Raw genomic sequence first — 21,392 nt, 5'->3', positions numbered from 1 at the left:
CAAATTTAAAAAAAGCTAACCTCAAAAACAATATTTTTTTCTTTTTATAACAATTAATATGTTTTTTGTTTTAAAACCTTACTTTTAAATATAAAACAAAATGTAATAACTATCGATACTCTACTTTACAAATTAATCATTTAGCTAAATAAACATACTCAATACCCGATCTTTACATACTTTTAAAAAAAAGATAAAATAACTTTCCAAAAAAAAATCATTTAAATTTCAAAAAATTTGTTTTTTCTTAACAAAAAAATATATTTGGTCATATTTATCAACCCCCAAAAAAAAATGATATGGAACAAAAGTACACCTGCTTAAAGAACCTTCTTTATGGTTCAGAAAGCACTAAGAAGTTTCTTTTTCCTTTCTTATTTTTATTGCTTTCTTTTCAATTTTCACTAGCACAAACAACTGTTTCATTTACCTCTACCGGGTCTCAAACTTGGACTGCTCCTTGTGGCGTTACTTCGGTTACTGTTGAAGCATGGGGTGGCGGTGGAGCCGGAGGAGGAACAGGCGCTAACAATAGAAAAGGTGGTGGTGGTGGTGCCGGAGGAACCTATGCATCATCCACAATTACTGTTACTCCGGGAACAACTTACAATCTTTTTGTAGGTAACGGAGGTAACGGAGCTCAAACAGCCGGAGCAAGCGGTCAGGCTTCATGGTTCTTAAACACAAGTACACTCTATGCACAAGGAGGCGCTGGTGGTGCCGCTCCAAATAATACAACAGTACCAGGCGGTACTGGTTCTACTGCAAGTTCAATCGGAACGACATTGATTGCAGGAACTGATGGTGCTAATGGTACTACAACTGTAGGAGGTGCCGGTGGTGATGGTGGAAATGGCGGAGGTGCCGGTGGAAACCAAAGAACAAATGAAGGTAATGGTAACAATGGTAATGCATCAGGCGGCGGCGGCGGCGGCGCACTTGTTACTGACAACACAAATCACTCAGGTGGTGATGGTGCAAGAGGAGAAATACGCCTCACTTTTACTGACTCTTTCCAAACTTACTGTACCCCGGGTTACTCATCGAGTATCTCCATGGTTAATGTTACTTATGCAGGTATTGATAACACTACAGGAAATACTGCTGTAGGAGGAGAAGCTACATACTACTCCTATTGTGATATGGCAACTGTATATCCCGGAACAACAGACCCTATTAGTGTAAGGTGTAGAACTTACGGTTCAAATCAATTTGACGTAAGAGCGTTTGTAGATTGGAATCAGGATGGTGATTTTGCTGATGCCAATGAAACCTATTATATCGGACACATCAACTCTACAGCGGATACACAAACCACGTTAAACAACACAATTACTGTACCAGCTACAGCTACTCCCGGATTAACCAGAATGAGAGTATTCTACCATTTCAACGGGGATCCGACAGATCCTTGTTATAATGGTTTCGGATACGGACAAATAGAAGAATATACTGTAAATGTATTAACCCCTCCTACTTGTTCCGGAACTCCTCAATCCCTAACCGTTAGTAATATCACACAAAACTCTGCTGATATTTCCTGGACTGAACCAAGTCCGGCACCTGCTAATGGCTACGATTATTATGTTTCTATCACAAATACCCCTCCTGACAATAGTACTACCCCTACAGGATCTGCTGCTTTCGGAGTAACTTCAGTTAACTTAACAGGACTAATAGCAGATACAACCTATTATGTTTGGGTAAGATCAGACTGCGGAGGTACTGACGGAACCGGTATCTGGATATTAACAACTTTCACAACACCAGACTGTACAACCGGAACAGGAATAGGAAATACTACACTTGGTTGTCCGTCTGTAATATCAGGAGGTTTAAGTCTAAACGGTGCCGACCCTGCTCCGTTTTATTGTACTGATGCTTCCACATGTGTTGATTTAGAGGCAACTTATCTTAATTTAGGAGACACATCAACCTACACAGTCGAATCAATCCCTTTTAGCCCCCCTTACCAATTTGGATGTTTACAAAACCCTATCAGTGTAAACGATGATGATGTTTGGTCTCCTATTATAAATTTACCTTTTGACTTTTGTTTTTATGGCAATAGTTATAATCAATGTTTAGTCGGATCAAATGGATTAATTACTTTTGACTTAGCTAATAACACCCCTGGTAGCACATGTAACTGGCAATTCAATAATAATATACCTATAAGTGGAGATCCAGCTTTAGTTGAAAACTCAATTTTCGGAGTATTTCACGATATAGATCCTAGTATAGGAGGAAGTGTTGGTTGGGAATTAATAACTTTAAACACAGGTTGCCGCGCTTTAGTTGCTTCATGGAAAGACATCCCTATGTTCTATTCCGTTTGTAACTCAATGCTTTATACCGGAATGATTGTTCTTTATGAAAATACTAATGTAATAGAAGTATATATACAAGAAAAGAATACTTGTGCATCTTGGAACAATGGTAATGCAGTAGTAGGTATTCAAGACGCTACCGGCACAAACGGAGCTGTAGCCCCAAATAGAAATGGTTTAGATGCAAACTGGACTACTACTAATGAAGCTTGGCGTTTTGTCCCTTCCGGTAATTCAATCACAAGTGTTACTTGGTATGAAGGTTCAGGAACAACCGGACCTGTTGTCGGAACAACAGATGTTATTAATGTTTGCCCTACAGCTACAACAACCTACACTGCAGCTATCACTTATACTTTATGTGACGGTTCAACTATCACAGAAACGGATGAGGCAACAGTTACTGTAAACGGTGCCAAAATATGGAACGGATCAGTTGACACCAACTGGGATAACGACAATAACTGGTCCCCAGTAGGAAAGCCTACAGCATTAGATTGTGTCGTTATACCTAATACAGTTAACGATCCTATAATTTCCGGATCAGGATACAATGGCTTAGGTCTTAATCTAACCGTTCAAAATGATGCATTATTAACTGTTAACTCTAACAATTCCATAACTATTACAGACTGGGTAAATGTTAATGCTACCGGTGATATACTTTTAAACAGTTCTGCTAGCTTAATTCAGACAAATAATGTAGCCAACACAGGAAACATACACATGCTGAGAGATGTTAATATAAGAAAATTAGATTATGTATACTGGGCCTCTCCTGTAAATAGTTTTTCCGTAGGTTCTGTTTCACCTAGTACAACCGGAAACCGTTTCAAATGGATTCCTACTATAGCTTCAAATCTTAACGAATATGGTAACTGGACCTCTACTTCAGAAAGCATGGCTATCGGTAAAGGATATATTGTAAGAGGACCAGATAATTACAATTCAACATTACAAACATTTACAGCTAATTTCAACGGAACCCCAAACAACGGAGACCTAACTATGCCTATTGCCAGAGGAAGTTATGACGGAGCAGATTATAACACAGGTAACTCTACCACCTTAGCTACAAAAGAAGATGATAACTGGAATCTAGTAGGAAACCCATATCCTTCTTCAATTGACGCTATTAGCTTCTTAACTGCCAATCCGAATATTGATGGTTTCATCAAACTTTGGACTCACGGAACATTGCCTAGTTCAGCTACTATTGATCCATATTATCAAGACTACACATATAATTACTCGACCGGTGACTATATTACTTATAATAGTACAGGAACATCCTCAGGTCCCGGCGTTTTCGGAGGTTATATTGCTGCCGGACAAGGTTTCTTTATCTTGATGAATCATTCAGGAACTACTCCAAGTGAAAATGTTATTTTTACAAATTCAATGAGAGCTCCTGCTTATGATAATAGCCAATTTTTTAGAAATTCTAACAATAATAAAAACAGTATTAATTCAGCTACCGAAGGTAAAATTTGGTTAGATCTGATAGAACCAAACGGAGAAAACATCAGAACTTTAGTTGGTTATATCAATAATGCAACAAATAGTAGAGATCGATTGTTTGACGCTATTGCAAATAAAAAGTTAGCTTTAAATTTCTATTCCTTAATTGGTGATGAAACTATGACTATCCAAGGTAAGTTCGCACCTTTCAACAATAATGATACAGTTCCTCTTGGAGTTAAAATTCCTCAAAGCGGAAACTACACAATCGCTATTGGCGCAGTTGAAGGACTTTTTGAAGATACAGCACAGGAAATCTATTTGGAAGACTTGAATTTAGACATCATCCACGACTTGAGATATAGTCCGTACAACTTCACTAGTTCTACCGGTACTTTTAACAATAGGTTTATTTTACGTTATACTGATCAAGCATTAGATACAAATTCTTTCTCAAACAATAATTATTTGAATGTTTATTCAAACGAAAACATTATAATTGAATCAAGTCAGAATATCAAATCTATTACTATCCATGACGTTTTAGGAAGACTCTTATTTAGAAAGAATGAATTTTCTAACAAACAGAGCATCACTATCAATAGTCTAACAAAAAGTAACAACCCTTTAATTGTCACAATAGAGACTGAAGACGGAAATAAAAAATCTAAAAAAATAATCTTTTAACAATAAAATAACTTTAATAATAAAAAAACCGGGATATCCCGGTTTTTTTATTAACAATTAACTCATTTCACAACATTTTTCATAATAATTAATATACTTTTGTTAATTAATTCTTAAAAAATCTCAAAATGTTATGAATGAGAAATACTTATCGCTGCTATTACCAAAAGAAAGAGATTTTTACAAAAGAGTCCTAACTCTTCTACTCTTCTTTTTTGCTGTAACAACTTACAGCCAAACAACAGTTAATTTAACTACGACCGGTAACGGAACATGGACTGTTCCGTGTGGAATTCAATCTATCACTGTCAAGGCATGGGGTGCCGGTGGCGGTGGCGGAGGATCAAATGTCAATGCAAGCGGAGGATCCGGTGGAGGATCCGGTGCTTATACTGAAAACACCTTTTCTGTAGCGCCTAACCAAGTAATCAATTACACAATTGGTGCAGGTGGAACTGCCGGAAACTCTAATGGCGGTACAGGAGGTACTGGCGGAAGTACAACCATTCTTGGAATGATTGCCGGTGGAGGATCTGGAGGTGCCGGAAATTCCGGTGCTGTTGGAAACGGAGGAAATGCCAGTGGCGGAACTGTTAATACAAACGGAAATCCCGGTTTCGCAGGTGGTGCTACCGGAGGAAATGGCGGTAACGCTCCTAATGGTGGTGCCGGAGGAATCGGAGGATCTAACAGTACAGGAGGTAATGGTAACACCCCGGGGGCCGGTGCGGGTGGAGGCGAAAGAGCTAACGGTGGTGCTGGTAACAGAGCCGGGGTACAGGAGCCAGAGGACAGATACAGATCACATATACTTATCCTTACTGTATTCCATCATACCTATACAGTATTTCCATGACTAATGTAACGTATGCAGGCATTAACAACAACTCCGGAAATGTTGGTGTAAATGCTGAAAATACATTTTATTCGTATTGTAATACCGCGTCAGTAACACAAGGTCAAACCAATACCATTAGTATAACCGGAAGAACATATGGTGCAAACACTTTCCATATCAGAGCTTATTTCGATTGGAATCAAGATGGAGATTTTAATGATAGTGACGAATCCTACTATGTGGGCGTCATAAATGCAACCACAGATACACAAACTACAGTTTCTGCTCCTATTGCAACTCCTATAACAGCATTGACCGGTACAACCAGAATGAGAGTTATTTATCAATTTTCATCTGACCCTTCTAATCCGTGTAGTGCTACAAGCAATTACGGACAAGTTGAAGACTATGATGTAACTATTGCAGCTGCTCCTAGCTGTACAACGCCTACCGCTCAACCAACAGGCCTTGTACTAACGCCTTCTGGAACGTCTATCAGTGGCTCTTTTACAGCTGCCTCTCCGGCTCCTGATAGTTATTTGGTTGTATTTAATACAACCGGAACAGTTCCAACACCTGTTGACAATACGGCCTATACTATAGGAAATTCTATTAATGGTAGCATTGTTGCTGATAATGACAGTAATACTACTTTTACAATAGGTGGCCTTGATATTAATACGCAATATTATGTTTTCGTATTTTCATTTAATGGCATTTGTTTGAATGGTCCGCTTTATTACACTCCAAGTCCTTTAAGTGGAAATACTACTACAACTTCCACCCTACCGACTTACTGCACACCTTCAACTACTAATACTATTACAACAAGATATATTGATGATGTAAGCTTTTTAGGTACTCTAAATGACACATTTAATTTAAATAACGGAACTAATGCCGGAACACCAGGTTATCAGGATTTTACTTCGTTAACCCCCTATACAATACAGGCACAAGGAGAAGGGGTAAATGTATCTGTTGAAGCAAATTCAAGAGGTAGATGGAAAGCTTGGGTGGACTGGAACAAAGACGGAGACTTTGCCGATGCTAATGAAGAAGTTTACGACTCCAATGCGGCAACCTTAACTACTACATTTGGTTTTGTGATCCCCCCTACAACTATACCTGGAAATTATCGCATCAGAATTCGAATTTATAACAGTTTTTACGGACCTCCTGGAAATCCGACAGAGTCTTATTCATACGATTTTGATTCTTGTGAAACATTTGATTACAACTCCTCGATAGGAGCCTATGAATATGGAGAAGCGGAAGATTATTTATTTACTGTGATCTCTAGTTGTGGCGCCTACATCACTTCTGTTACAAACGGAACAATATGTGGTAGCGGAACAGTTGATTTGAGTGTTACAGGTAGTACCGGAACAACAGAATACAGATGGTATGCAAACGAAACCGGAGGGACTCCTATAGCTACTACAGCTAGTGGTAGTTGGACGACCCCAAGTATATCCTCTACAACTTCATATTGGGTAACGGCTTATAACGGAAGTTGTGAATCTTTAGTGAGAACTGAAGTCATCGCAAATATTAACCCTCTTCCGACACTGACATTTACGCCTAATAACCCTCAGGTTTGCGGAGAAAATGAAATTATATCATTAACTGCCAGCGGTGATACTGAAGTAGTTTATCTGATAGACGAAGATTTCGAATCAGGAGGTCTTGGCGTATTCAACAACTCTTTTTTAGTAAGTAATGCTGCCGTAAACAGTCAGACTGCCTGGCAAAATCATACCAGCACTTATATCCCTAACGGACAAACATGGTATCCTGCAGTTTCTTCAGGCTTCGGTCCAAATCACTTTGCTTTTGTTACATCCGACATCGGAATGAATGGCGGTAGTTATTACACTGTTGATAATGTTCTGGTTTCTCCTACAGTTGATTCTTCTACATTTTTAGATCTTAGTTTAACATTCAGAATGTACTACTCCAGATATTTCCCTGACGGTAATACAACTTATGATAGTATTGAATATATGCAAGTACAAGTTTCTACAAATGGAGGTACTTCGTGGAATACAGTTAACGGTAATATCATTACAGATCAAGGGATCGGTACCCGATTTGCTGACCTGAACTATGATTTATCAGCATATATTAACCAACCCAACTTAAAAATCAGAATTCGTTACTACACAAGTTCTTGGTGCGATGGTGCTGCTGTAGACGACATTAAACTTTTCGGAACCAGACCATTAAACACCGCTTTCGATTGGGTTAGTGCTTTACCTATAGACGCTTATCAAGATGCAGCTTGTACAGTTTCTTACACAAGCGGTACCCCTGCTGTAACAGTTTATATAAAACCAACACTTGCCCAACTGGAACAAAGCTCTTACACTTTTACAGTAAGTGCCGTTCTTTCTAACGGTTGTTATGCTAGTAATGATATCACGATTACTAACAATTCAAAAATATGGAAAGGAATAAACGGAACTAATTGGAGCGATTCAAACAACTGGTCCCCTGTTGGTGTGCCAACTATTGACAATTGTGTGATTATTCCTGATACAGCAATTATTGACGGTAGTAACTATGATGCTTTTGCTAAAAATTTAACAGTTAAAAGTACGGGAGATTTAGACAACCTGACAAACAATACTATAACTGTCAAAGAATGGGTTAATGTAGAAGCCGGTGGTATGTTCAATTTAGAAAACGCGTCTAGTTTAGTTCAAATAGATAATATTGCTAATACCGGAGATATTTCAATGAAAAGAGATGTTATGATCCGAAAATTAGATTATGTATACTGGGGTTCTCCTGTAGCTAATTTCGGTTTAAATAATGTTTCTCCCGGAACAATTGGTTCTAAGTACAAGTGGCTACCGACTATTGTTTCTAATTTAAACGGATTCGGAAACTGGTCGCTAACAAGTGAAAATATGGTTACCGGAAAAGGATATATCGTAAGAGGCCCCGACAATTACACTACTTCTCTTCAAAATTTCACAGCTGATTTCACAGGTGTTCCAAATAACGGAGATCTTACATCCCCTATTGAGAGAGGTGCCTATGATGGTGCAGATTACAGTACAGGTGTTTCTACAACTTTAGCAACTAAAGATGATGACAACTGGAACTTACTAGGAAATCCATATCCATCAGCATTAAATGCAAACAGTTTCTTAGCTGTAAACACAAATATTGCCGGATTCATTAAATTATGGACACACGGCACGTTACCCTCATCTTCAACTGTAGATCCTTTTTATCAAAATTATGTACAAAATTATACAGTTGCCGATTATGTCACTTATAATTATTTAGGAGCATCTACACCTACATTTGACGGAAATATAGCTGCGGGACAAGGTTTCTTTGTTTTGATGAATCATTCCGGAACTGCTCAAAGTGAAAACGTTACTTTTAACAATTCCATGAGAAGTAATAGTTATAGAAACGATCTGTTCTACAGAACAACAAATAATACTGCTTCAAATATTGAGAACAAAAGCCGCATTTGGTTAGACATAGTTGCTCCGAACAATACTGCTTCAAGAACGTTGGTAGGTTATGCTGATAATGCGACAAATAATATAGACCGCCTATACGATGCCATGGCTCTTGGTGTTAAAACTAATTTTGAGATCTATTCTCTTTGTAATAACCAAAGATTTTCTATACAAGGGAGAGCACCATTTAACGATCAGGATACCATACCTCTTGGAATAAAAGTAAATCAAAATGGAATTTACTCCATAGCGATCAGCACTGTAGATGGATTGTTCACGAACAATTCTCAAGACATTTTCTTAGAAGACTTAACACTTGGAGTTATTCATGACTTAAGGAGTGCTCCTTACAGCTTTACTTCTAATTCAGGAACTTTTGACAATCGATTTGTGTTAAGATATACTGATCCAAGTCAAACGTTAAATACAGATACTTTTAGTAGTGATTCTCTTAAAGTATATGCTAATGAAACTATCATAATTGAATCAGATCAAGAAGTAAGATCAGTTATGATCTATGACGTTTTAGGGAAATTATTATATTCTCATAATGAGTTTTCAGACAGACAAAATATTTCTATAAATAGTTTATCAAAAAGCTACAGCGCTATAATTGTTATCGTAGAAATCGATGACAATAGCAAAGCAACAAAGAAAATCATTTTCTAAAATATACTAATTAAATGTTATTTAAAAAGGCTGTTCATAAGAACAGCCTTTTTTGTTTTTATAAACTACTGATTATCAAACAACAAAATCAAACCATTGAATTACATCAATCAACGATTTTATATACTTTTTATCGATAAAATATTACAATAAAAAAACATTGGTATAATTTCGCCCTTTAAATTTAATGTTTATGGGAAAAATCTACTTTTTTAATGGTAAGAAATTGTATTTTCTGCTATTATTAACCATCACTTTTCAAAGCTACTCACAATATCAAGTCCCAAGAAACGGTAACAATACTATTTCAACTTGTTCAGGAACAATTTCAGACAGCGGTGGCTCAGGAAACTATCAAAATAATTCTAATGGTTATACCGTTATTACCCCTTCAGTAGCCGGTAATTACATTCAGATTTCCGGTAGCATAACTGCTGAAGCCGGATATGATTATTTAACCATCTATGACGGAAACGGAACAGGAGGCACTGTTTTATGGGGAGGCTCACCTCAAGGAAGCGGAACTTCTTGTAGCACAACAACTATTCCTACAATAACATCCACTACCGGATCTTTAACCGTTCATTTTTATGCAGATGGCAGCAATAGATGTTCCGGATTTAATTTAAACATTAATTGCAGTGCAACACCGGGATCAACGCCTGTTAATTCCTATTGCATTCCTATATCTGACAATCCTTCCGGTTTATATATTACCAATTTAGCTTTTATCGGAACACTTTCTGACCCTCCGGTAAACACTTCCACTTATGATTCTGACGGTTATCAGGATTTTACATCTTTAACACCTTTAGCCATTCAGGCACAAGGAGAAGGTGTAAATATAACAGCTAACTGTACGGGGAACGATCATCTTAGAGGGACCTGGAAGGCTTGGGTAGACTGGAATAACGATGGAGATTTCAGTGATTCCGGAGAACTTGTTTATGACATTCAAGGATTTGCCGGGTCAAGTGTAACCTTTGGTTTTGTTATCCCGGCCTCTCAAACACCCGGAGATTACAGAATGAGAATAAGGGTAAACAACGGATCATCATGGCTCGGATCGGAGACATTTGGCTTTAATTTTTCGTCATGCGATAATTTTGAATACGGTAGCGGAATGTTTAGTGATGACAATTATGGTGAAACAGAAGATTATATTTTTACGGTAATTGAAAATTGCTCCGCCACGATTACTGATGTTACCAACGGAAGTACTTGTGGATCCGGAATTGTAAGCCTTAATGCAAACGGAAGTTCCGGAACAACAGAATACAGATGGTATGCGAACGAAACAGGAGGAAGTCCACTTGCTACTACTCCATCCGGTAATTGGAACACACCAAACCTGACCTCTACTACTACATATTGGGTAACCGCTTACAACGGAAGTTGTGAATCAGTAGTAAGAACGGAAATAACGGCTTTGGTCAACCCTACTCCAACATTAACTTTTACCCCTTCAAATCCTTTGATCTGTGGTGAAAACGAAGTGTTAGAGCTTACGACAAGCGGTGATACAGAAACGGTACATCTTATCGATGAAGATTTTGAAAGTGGAAATTTAGGAGTATTCACTAATATCAATAATGACTCTAACGGTAATGCTACTGACAACAAAACAAAATTCCAAAACAGAACCAGTGTTCATGTTCCATCAACTAATGTTTGGTTTCCGGCTATTTCTTCCGGATTCGGAACAAACAAATTTGCTCTGGCTCTTTCGGATGCTTCAAGTCCTGACTATCCTTCCAGTACCGTTCAGAACTTTTTAGCGCTATCCAATTCAGTAAACTCAACTGATTTCTTAGATTTGACTCTTAAATTAAAATTATACTATTCAAGATATTATACAGGCGGAGCTAATCCGACAAACGAATATGTTGCCATCGAATTATCAACAGATGGCGGAGCTACATATCCTGTTGAAATTGACAACTTTACTTCTAACGTAGGAATCGGAACCAGATTTGTTACCCTAAGTTATGATTTGTCAGCTTATATAAATCAACCTAATTTAAAAATCCGCGTTAGACATCATTCCTACGCCGGTTCAGGATGGTTACCTGACGGAGTTGCTGTTGACAATATTGAATTATACGGAACCAAGCCTTTAAATACGGCTTTTGACTGGACCAGTGCTCTTCCTATCAATGCTTATCAGGACTTTGCCTGTACCATACCTTATACTAGCGGAACACCGGCTGTAAATGTCTTTATAAAACCTACATTAGCTCAATTAGAACAAAGTTCATATACCTTTACAGTAAGTGCCATTTTATCAAACGGCTGTTATGCAACTGATGACATTACTGTGACCAACAATTCTAAGATATGGAACGGATCAAACAGTACTAACTGGAGTGATCCAGACAATTGGCTTCCTTCTGGTGTTCCTACCATTGATAATTGTGTTATTATCCCGGATAATGTAGTAGTAGACGGTAACGGATATGATGCTTTTGCAAAAAACCTTAAAGTCAAAAGCACCGGAAATATGAATACGCTTTCTAATAATAGCATCACAGTAAAAGAATGGGTAGATGTCGACGCAGGAGGTATCGTTAATTTAGAAAATGCATCCAGCCTTATACAGATCGATAATATTGCAAACAATGGTGTTATTTCAATGAAAAGAAATGCCGAAATTAACTTACTGAGCTATGTTTACTGGTCAACACCTGTAGCAAATTTTTCTTCCGGCAATATTTCTCCGGCAACTCCAAACGGTTTTATTTGGAAATGGAACCCTACAATCAATAACGGAGGAACTTATGCTGGTAATTTCGGAAATTGGATTAACGGAAATGAAACTATGGCAAACGGTAAAGGTTATATTGTAAAAGGCCCGAACGGTTACACCACATCAACACAAACTTTTACAGCTACTTTTACAGGTACTCCTAACAATGGTGACATTAATGTTCCTATCAAAAGAGGAACCTATGTCGGTTCTCCATACACAGGTCCAACCACAACACCCGTTACTCAAGATGATGACAACTGGAACCTGTTAGGAAACCCCTATCCTTCAGCTATTTCAACGGATGCATTTTTAACCGCTAACAGTACTCATTTAACTCCGTTCGTTAAAATATGGACACACGGTGTTGATCCTGCTCCTATTGCAAATCCATTTTACGGAAGCTATCAACTGAACTACGATGTTGCAGATTATATGACTTACAACTCATTAGGAGGCACTCAGGCTGGTTTTGACGGTTACATAGGTGCCGGACAAGGTTTCTTTGTTCTGATGAATGATGCTGCTTCAACTAATGAAACAGTCATATTCAATAACTCTATGCGCTCAAATGTAAATAGAAATGACCAATTTTACAGAGCTAGCCAGTCACAAATCAATGAGAGACACAGAATTTGGCTTAAAATGATATCTCCTACCGGTCAATCAAGCGATGCTTTAGTAGGATATGCTACAGGAGCTGCTACTAATTTTGACCCGAAATTCGATGCTCCTGCAATGGATATTAAAACTAATTTTGAGCTCTATTCTATTGCCGACACTAAAAAATTAGCTATTCAGGGAAGGGCACTACCTTTCGATCTTGATGATACCATTCCGTTAGGTATTACAATTCCTCAAAACGGTAGTTACACCATTGCAATTAGTAATATAGACGGAATCTTCAACTCTCAAGACATTTACTTAGAAGATCTAAGTTTAGGGATCATACATGATTTAAAAGTTTCTCCTTATAGTTTTAGTTCTAATTCAGGTACTTTTGACAATCGATTTATCTTACGATTTACCAATAGTCTTCTCAGTACTGAAACTTTCAATAGTTTAGAAAACGACGTAAAAATATTCGCCACAGAAAATACCCTTCGAATTGAAGCACCTGAAAATATTCAAAGCGTTGTAGTCTATGATATTTTGGGCAAAACTTTATTTACAGGAAAATATTCTGAAACAAGTATCTCTATTCATTCAATATTAAAAACGAATAACACGATCCTTGTCAAAACAGTTTTAGCAGACGGCACTATTATTAACAAAAAGGTTATTTATTAATCATAATTAAAAAAGTGCAAAAGAAAAGGCGGACATTTGTCCGTCTTTTTATTTTTATTCCATCCATAAAGTTATGCAAATCCCTTATAAACACACCTTATAGAAACACTTCTTTTAAACTTAATTTAAGATAAAAAAACTTTATTATAATTGCACTTTTTCCCACTACTTTATAATATCATATCTAAAGCCACTGAAATACATTTTAATCTCCTCACCAATATACATAGCTTTCAAAACCATAATTACACAAACAATAATGTAAATACAAAACCAAAAATGAATCAATATATTTATGAAAACAAAAAAACGCTTTCAGAATTCTGAAAGCGTTTTTATATATACGATAAAAAATTTATTATTTATAAATTGATACTTTTTTAGTTATTTCAACTGCATCAATTGTAGCCAACTTCACAATGTAAACTCCATCACTTAGATTTGAAGTCGGTATCTCAATCTTTTCACTTTTCCCTAAATTCTCTTTAGAAAGAACTAACTTACCGGTTACATCATATAAATCTACTTTAACGATATCTTTATGTATTGCGTTTAAAACGGTTAACATATTCCCTTCGTTATTTTGATATACATCAAATGACTCAGAAGAAAAGATATCTTCTTCAGATATGTCTTTATCAATATTTTTAAATGTTATTTCAAAACGAGTTCTGTTATCACCTGCCGGTAATGTTACTTCAAAAGAATTATTTTTTATATCATGATAGATTCCTGTTTGTTTATCATGCATATATACCATTTGAGAATCGTCAAAACCAGAATAAGCTCCTTGAACCAAAACTTTAAACGTAGTTGTTTCATTACAACGGAAACCTACAGGAACTTTCTCATTTATTCCGAATTTAAAAGCCGTAGACGCATATTCATAAGACATTCCGTCTACTACATAGTAAAAACTGATAGGAGCTGCATCTGTAGCTGAGCGTCCGTCATAACCATAATCATAAGCCTGAGTTGCCAAATCATCAAAAGCAATTGTTGTAGGACGAACTGCCTCATTATTATAAACAGCATTGATTCTTAAATAAGGAGATGTTCCTTTTCTTATTTGTGTGTAATCCGTTCCGGCTACATTAGGAATTTCCTGAAAATATTCATCATTTGATACTGTCGCTCTTGATATTGCCATTCTTTCAAATTCCGATTGATTGGCGACACTCTCTTTCACGAAAACTCTATATTGATTCTTCATGACTATCGATCCGTTAGCCGTCCCTAAGACCATAAAACCCTGACCTACAGGAGTAAACCTTCTCTCATAAACAGAACCAGATGAACCTAAATTCGTTTCTTGTCCACCTGCCTGATCATAATTCCAGAATACAGCCGGTGTATAAACTCCTGTTCCCGGTGTATATATACCATAACCTCCGTCATAATCCGTAATAAAGTGTGTCGTTGACGTTTGCTCCCAAAAATAAGCCTGACCATTAATCACAGCTGAATTAGCAGGATCTAACAAAAAAATATTCAAGTCAATAGCACTTGGATAAGGATTACCAATTAAGGTAAAATTATTAGTAGAAACGGCATTTGCTATATTTCCGTCATTGGGTTTACCTCTGAAATCATAACGCTGAGCATTTCCTGCATTATTTTCAACACCTTCATTAGTATCTGCTACAAAAGTATCTGTACCTGAAGTTCCTTTCATTGTAAAACCTAATCCCGGTTGAACATTAGTCGCTGTACCTACAAATACCCATTGAGCATACTGATTTGAAGTACTGAATTTATAAATCCATCTTTGAGCAATTGACAAAGGAGTCGCTTGCCCATTATAATTCCCGTAAGGAAGAACCGTAACCGGAGTGCTGCTTGTAAGCCCTGTCGGGCTATTCAATAAAGAAATTCCGAAATTTGAATTTCCAATCGTAGCACTAGGATTTCCAACAGGTGAACACCAATAATTATACTTAAAATTATCGCTTGTACCTTCTTGAAAAACAGATAATGTTCCCAAACCTGTATTTTGTCCTACACCAGTAGTCCCTTGTAGTAATTGAGACTGGTTTCTTAAAAAAATATTCCCTCCGGAATTAAGCTCAACCTGGCTGGTCACAAATATATACTGATCGTTAGAATATACATAACCGCCAGTTCCTACATACAACTGAGCTTGGCTTCCAAGCCCTACCATAAACATTAAAGATAGTAGAGTTTTTCTCATAATTAAAGTATAGATTACGTATTGACAAAAATACAATTAATATATTATAATACATAAAATTATTACCAAAAAACGCCTTTTATTCTTTAAAAAAAATGAAACACTTAATTTCCTACTAAATTTTTTATCTAAAATTACAATAATAACAGATAATTTAACTAAAAATTAAAATTAGATCAAAAAAACAATTAAAAATTTAAAAAATAAATAACATTTTATTAATATTTTGTTTGTTTTTAAACAAAAAAAAATACATTTGTAAAAAATTCAACTAACCTCTTTATCTTATCAAAACCATGAAAAAGAACCTATTAGGGATAAAATCCCCAAAAGATTCCTTTTTGTTAAAACACTGCATTAACAAATATTTAATATCTTTTTTCTTACTTTTGTTTTTTTCATCTGTTTTTTCACAAAGTGCAAATGATAATTGCTCAAATGCAACTCCACTTACTTTAGGAACATCTTGTTCCACAACATCATTTACATTTACAAGCAACACTTTGGAAACAGGCGCAGCAAACCCTATCCTTTGTAATAGCGTTACGGCTAATAAGGACGGCTGGTATACCTTTACCACAGGAGCTTCCACTACCTCTATTACTCTCGAAGCTACCACAAACAGACCATGGTCAGCCTCTATTTATAGTGGCAACTGTTCTGGCTTTACTTTAGTGGATTGTGATAATGCCAGTGGAAATACAGCCATAACACTTACCCCGACTGTTTCTCCTAACACCACTTATTACGTTAGAATTAACAGAACAAATACAGGAACTAATTCATGGTCAGGAAATGTTTGTGTATATGACTCAACTCCTAGTGTTAGCTACTGTACTTTTACATCGTCCAGTAGTAGTTATTGGATAAGTAATTTCACAACAACAGGAGGCTCTACCAATATAAACAACTCTACAACCTACTCAACTAATGGTTATGGAGATTACACTTCTCAAATAGTTACTCAAACGGCTGGGCTAAGCTTCAATTTTAGTGTAACTATGGATTCAGGTACACACGGAATCAATATTTTTGTGGACTGGAATAATGATGGAGATTTCGCTGATACCGGAGAAAAAGTATATGCCAGCGGCAGTTATGTTAGTAGTGCCTCAGGAACCATTACAATTCCGGGAACTGCGACTTCCGGAAATTACCGAATGCGTGTGGTTACAAATTATTTTTCAACCGACCCTTCTGCATGTGGTTCCACCACTTACACAGAAGCAGAAGATTACACAATACAAGTTGCTCCTCTTACTCCTTGTTCAGGAACTCCTACAGGAGGTAGTGTAACTGTTTCACCTGCTACCGGAAATCCCGGATCTACTTACAATGTTTCTGCAACAGGATACACTATCGGAGCAGGACTAACTTATCAATGGCAATCTAATACAAATAGCGGGGATGGACAAATGTGGGTAGTGCTTCTACAACATATTCAGACCCTGCAGCACAAACAGCTCCGGCTTTAGGAACAGTAGTTGAATGGCAACTAATCGTTACCTGTACAAATTCGGGTAACAGTGCTACATCATCTACAGCAACTTTTACCTCAGAGTTAACACCTTGTACGCCTAGTGGTTCCACAAGTTATTATTTAACTAATGTTACGACGACTAATGGTCTGACAAATTTCAACAACACTTCAGGTGCCGGAACAGGTGGTTATACCGACAATTATCCGACGATTTCTGTTTCCCAGATTCCGGGCGGAAGTTTCGACATATCAATTACGCCCTCAACAGGAACTAATTACTACTATGTTTGGATTGACTGGAACAACGACGCTGATTTTGATGATGCCGGAGAAACTTTAGTTGCCACCACTTCTTACGCATCAAATTATACAGGAACAATAAACATCCCCGTAGCACAAACAAACGGCACTTTCAGAATGAGAGTTGCTAACAGTTGGTCAGGAAGCATCACGTCTTGTGGTCCTGCCTCTTACGGAGAATATGAAGACTATGCCGTAATCGTCGGAACTATTTCATGCTATCCGCCAACATTGACTGCTGATGCTACCTCAACTACTACCGGAACAGCTTCCTGGATAGATCCTACATTAGGTTCCACTCCTGTAGGATATGAGTATTATATATCAACAACAAATACCCCTCCTGCTTCGGGAACCGCTACAGCAAGTACTTCAACCAGCTTTACCGGATTAATTTCTAATACAACTTATTATGTTTTTGTAAGAACAAACTGTGGTGGCGGTGACTATAGCCCATGGGCTGTTGATTCTTTTTATACAGGATATTGTACAGCTACTTCATCCTATACCTCTGATTATATAACAGATTTTACAACAACAAGTGGCGTAAGTAATATATCTAATACAAGCTCTGGTTTTTCAACAAGTGGTTACGGAGATTTTACAGGTCAAATTGTAAGCCAGTATAATGGCGGATCTGTTAATTTCAATGTAATACTAAACAGTACTTCCGGTTTTGCTATTTGGGTAGACTGGAATGACGACATGGTTTTTGATGCTACTGAAAGAATGTATACCAGTAATGCTTACGGCACTACATTCTCCGGTTCCTTTAATGTTCCGGCTGGTGCCGCTACCGGCGATCACAGAATGAGAATTCGTTCCAATTATTCTTCTTCAAATCCGGATGCTTGTGGCAATATCAGCTATGGAGAAGCAGAAGATTATACCTTAACAATTTTACCTCCGCTTCCCTGCGGAGAAAATCCGGAATCACTCTCCGTATTCTTAGTTTCACAAACAGAAGCAACTGTAAGTTGGACAGAACCTACTCCTGTACCGGCAAACGGATACCAATATTATTTTTCAACGTCTAATACTACACCTACCTCTGGTAGCACACCTACAGGAAGTGTAGCTTCAGGTACAACTTCTGTTAACTTTACAGGTTTAATTCCCGGAACTACTTATTATGTATGGGTAAGATCAAATTGCGGAGCACCAGACGGTCAAGGAGTTTGGGTAGGTCCCGTTATATTTACAATGCCTACCTGCGCCATCGGAGACAGTACAGGAACAACAGACTTAGGTTGTCCGTCAGTACTTTCCGGAGGTCTAAGCTTAAATGGTGCCGATCCTGCACCTTTCTTCTGTACAGATGCATCAACATGTGTTGACTTAGAAGCTAATTACTTAGATTTAGGGGACACTTCAAGCTATACTGTTGAATCTATAACTTATAACCCACCGTATCAGTTCAGTTGTTTAAAGAACCCTGTGAGTGTTAATATTGATGACCGATGGTCTCCGATCGTAACTTTGCCATTTGATTTTTGTTTCTATGGTAATACTTACAACCAATGCTCAATTGGTTCAAACGGGTTATTGACCTTTGACATATCTGTAGCTGACTCTGGTTCTGGATATTCCTTTGATGATGATCTACCAAGTACTACCGGAGCTCTTTTTGCAAATACGATTTACGGTGTTTACCACGATATAGATCCGAGCGAAGGAGGGGAAGTAGGTTGGGAACTGATCACGTTAAATACCGGATGTAGAGCATTGGTAGTTGGATGGAGTGATGTACCTATGTTCTCTGACAACAGTATTCTATATACCGGAATGATGGTTTTATATGAAAATACGAATGTTATTGAAGTTTATATAAAAGAAAAACATATTGACAATAATAATGTGAGTCCATGGAACAACGGTAATGCTATTGTAGGTATACAAAATGCAGACGCAACTTTAGCTACAGTAGCACCGGGTAGAAACGGATTAGACACCAATTGGGAGGCTACGAATGAAGCTTGGCGTTTTGTTCCGTCCGGAACTTCAATCACCTCATTAACTTGGTATGAAGGAGCTGGTACTTCCGGTCCGATAATAGGAACTACTGATGTTATTAATGTTTGTCCAAGTGCTACCACTACTTATACAGCAGCTATTACCTATACTTTATGTGATGGAACAGTTTTAACAGAAACAGACGAAACTACAGTTACCGTTAACGGTGCAAAAGTTTGGAACGGTTCTATAAATAATGATTGGGATAACGACAATAACTGGACACCTGCTGGTAAACCTACAGCACTTGACTGTGTTGTAATTCCAGATACAACAACAGACCCTGTTATATCAGGTACCGGATACAATGGTGTGGGCTTAAACCTAAGCATTCAGAATGATGCTTCATTAACCGTGAATACTGATAATGCAGTTACTATAACAGATTGGGTAAACATCAGCACTACCGGAGACTTGATTTTAGACAATGCCGGAAGTTTAGTTCAAATCAACAACATAAGTAACTCTGGTTCAGGAGCTATGCACATGGATAGAGATACTAATATCCGTAAATTAGATTATGTTTACTGGTCTTCACCTGTAACATCATTCTCTTCCGGAAATATCTCCCCTAATACTACCGGTGCTATTTACAAATGGACTCCTACTATAGCAAGTAATTTAAACGGTTATGGAAATTGGTCGGGAGGTATTGAGAACATGACAATAGGAAAAGGATATATTGTTAGGGGGCCTGACAACTATACTACGGCTTTACAAAACTTTACAGCTACTTTTGCAGGTACACCAAATAACGGAAACATTTCAACTCCAATCGTTAGAGGCACTTATGATGGTGCCGATTACACTACTTGTGCTACTTGTACATTAGCTACTAAAGACGATGACAACTGGAACTTAGTAGGAAACCCATATCCTTCTGCGATCAACGCTATTAATTTCTTAACAACAAATACGAATATAGCCGGTTTTGTAAAATTATGGACACATGGTACTTTACCGTCATCTGCAATAGTAGATCCGTTTTACGATAGTTTTGTATACAATTATACACCGGGTGATTACTTAACATATAATGCAACCGGAACATCATCAGGCCCCGGAGTATTTAACGGTAGCATTGCAGCCGGACAAGGTTTCTTTGTACTAATGAATCATGCCGGAGCAACATCACAAAATGTTTCATTCAATAATTCTATGAGAAGTAATTTATATGATAACGGAGAGTTTTTCAAAAATGCTTCTTCCGGATCAAATATTGACAAACATAGAATTTGGTTAGACTTAATTGCTCCTGACAACACTTCAGTAAGAGCACTTGTAGGATATATTGATGGTGCCACAAATGATGAAGACCGATTATACGATGCTATTACAGACAAAAAGCTAAACCTGAATTTATTCTCTTTGGTTAACAATCAGGAAATGACCATTCAAGGTAGGCAAACCCCTTTTAATGTAAATGATCAGGTTCCATTAGGAATAAATGTCCCTCAGGATGGAATTTACTCAATCGGAATAGGTGCTTTAGACGGATTGTTCGGAGATACACCACAAGATATCTATCTTGAAGATCTGACAACAAATGTAATTCATGACCTGAGAAGCATGCCATATACTTTTAGTACTACATCCGGTATCTTTAATAACAGATTTGTACTAAGATACACCATCAACTCATTAAGTACAGAAGACATCAATGAAATTGAAAATAATGTCTGGGCTGTTACTGAAAATGAATTAACTGTTAAATCAAGTATTGAAAGAATAAGGTCTGTTCGGGTATTTGATGTTCTGGGAAGACACATTGCTTCTAAATCAAATGTAGAGAATAACGAAGTTATTTTTAATTCTCTGCAAAAGAACAATACCACTCTCCTACTTCAAATCACACTTGAAAGCGGAATAACTATTCATAAAAAAGTGATCTTCTAAAAATGT

The 21,392-nt window shown here is 37.3% G+C and carries 8 protein-coding genes; 6 read left to right on the top strand and 2 right to left on the bottom strand.

The annotated features are described in order from the left end of the window. The first annotated feature begins 299 nt into the window (after positions 1 to 299). The 4 genes from DI487_RS10625 (at position 300) to DI487_RS10610 (ending at position 13,506) form a co-directional block, all read left to right on the top strand. Positions 300 to 4,478 carry a GEVED domain-containing protein gene (locus DI487_RS10625; RefSeq protein ID WP_109569623.1) on the top strand — a complete coding sequence of 1,393 codons (4,179 nt, stop codon included), beginning with the start codon at positions 300 to 302 and terminating at the stop codon, positions 4,476 to 4,478. Positions 4,479 to 4,611: 133 nt separating this feature from the next. Then, positions 4,612 to 5,334: a glycine-rich domain-containing protein gene (locus DI487_RS10620; RefSeq protein ID WP_109569622.1), complete on the top strand. Its 723-nt coding sequence runs from the start codon at positions 4,612 to 4,614 to the stop codon at positions 5,332 to 5,334. Next, the gene (locus DI487_RS10615) at positions 5,331 to 9,470 is read left to right on the top strand and encodes a GEVED domain-containing protein (protein WP_109569621.1); all 4,140 of its coding nucleotides are present in this window, start codon (positions 5,331 to 5,333) and stop codon (positions 9,468 to 9,470) included. The genes DI487_RS10620 and DI487_RS10615 overlap by 4 nt, the downstream gene beginning before the upstream one ends. Positions 9,471 to 9,663: 193 nt before the next feature. Continuing rightward, positions 9,664 to 13,506: a GEVED domain-containing protein gene (locus DI487_RS10610; RefSeq protein ID WP_109569620.1), complete on the top strand. Its 3,843-nt coding sequence runs from the start codon at positions 9,664 to 9,666 to the stop codon at positions 13,504 to 13,506. A gap of 358 nt (positions 13,507 to 13,864) precedes the next feature. Here DI487_RS10610 and DI487_RS10605 read toward each other — a convergent pair whose 3' ends face one another. Both DI487_RS10605 and DI487_RS10600 read right to left on the bottom strand, forming a co-directional pair. After that, positions 13,865 to 15,697, bottom strand: a complete 1,833-nt coding sequence (locus DI487_RS10605) for a T9SS type A sorting domain-containing protein (protein ID WP_109569619.1) — start codon at positions 15,695 to 15,697, stop codon at positions 13,865 to 13,867. 280 nt (positions 15,698 to 15,977) lie between these two features. Continuing rightward, the gene (locus tag DI487_RS10600; protein WP_146193448.1) at positions 15,978 to 16,172 is read right to left on the bottom strand and encodes a hypothetical protein; all 195 of its coding nucleotides are present in this window, start codon (positions 16,170 to 16,172) and stop codon (positions 15,978 to 15,980) included. Between DI487_RS10600 and DI487_RS10595 the strand changes: the two genes are divergently transcribed. Next, a complete protein-coding gene (locus DI487_RS10595; protein ID WP_449404179.1) occupies positions 16,087 to 17,172 on the top strand; it encodes a GEVED domain-containing protein in 1,086 nt (361 codons plus the stop codon). The two genes, DI487_RS10600 and DI487_RS10595, sit on opposite strands and share 86 nt — an antisense overlap. After that, positions 17,115 to 21,386 carry a GEVED domain-containing protein gene (locus tag DI487_RS10590; RefSeq protein ID WP_109569616.1) on the top strand — a complete coding sequence of 1,424 codons (4,272 nt, stop codon included), beginning with the start codon at positions 17,115 to 17,117 and terminating at the stop codon, positions 21,384 to 21,386. Before DI487_RS10595 ends, DI487_RS10590 begins: the two co-directional genes overlap by 58 nt. Positions 21,387 to 21,392 lie beyond the last annotated feature (6 nt).

The organism is Flavobacterium sediminis, from assembly GCF_003148385.1.
In the GTDB taxonomy this organism is placed as follows: Bacteria; Bacteroidota; Bacteroidia; order Flavobacteriales; family Flavobacteriaceae; genus Flavobacterium; species Flavobacterium sediminis.
The sequence above is the reverse complement of the archived record's forward strand: the minus strand, read 5'-3'. Positions and strand labels throughout refer to the sequence as shown.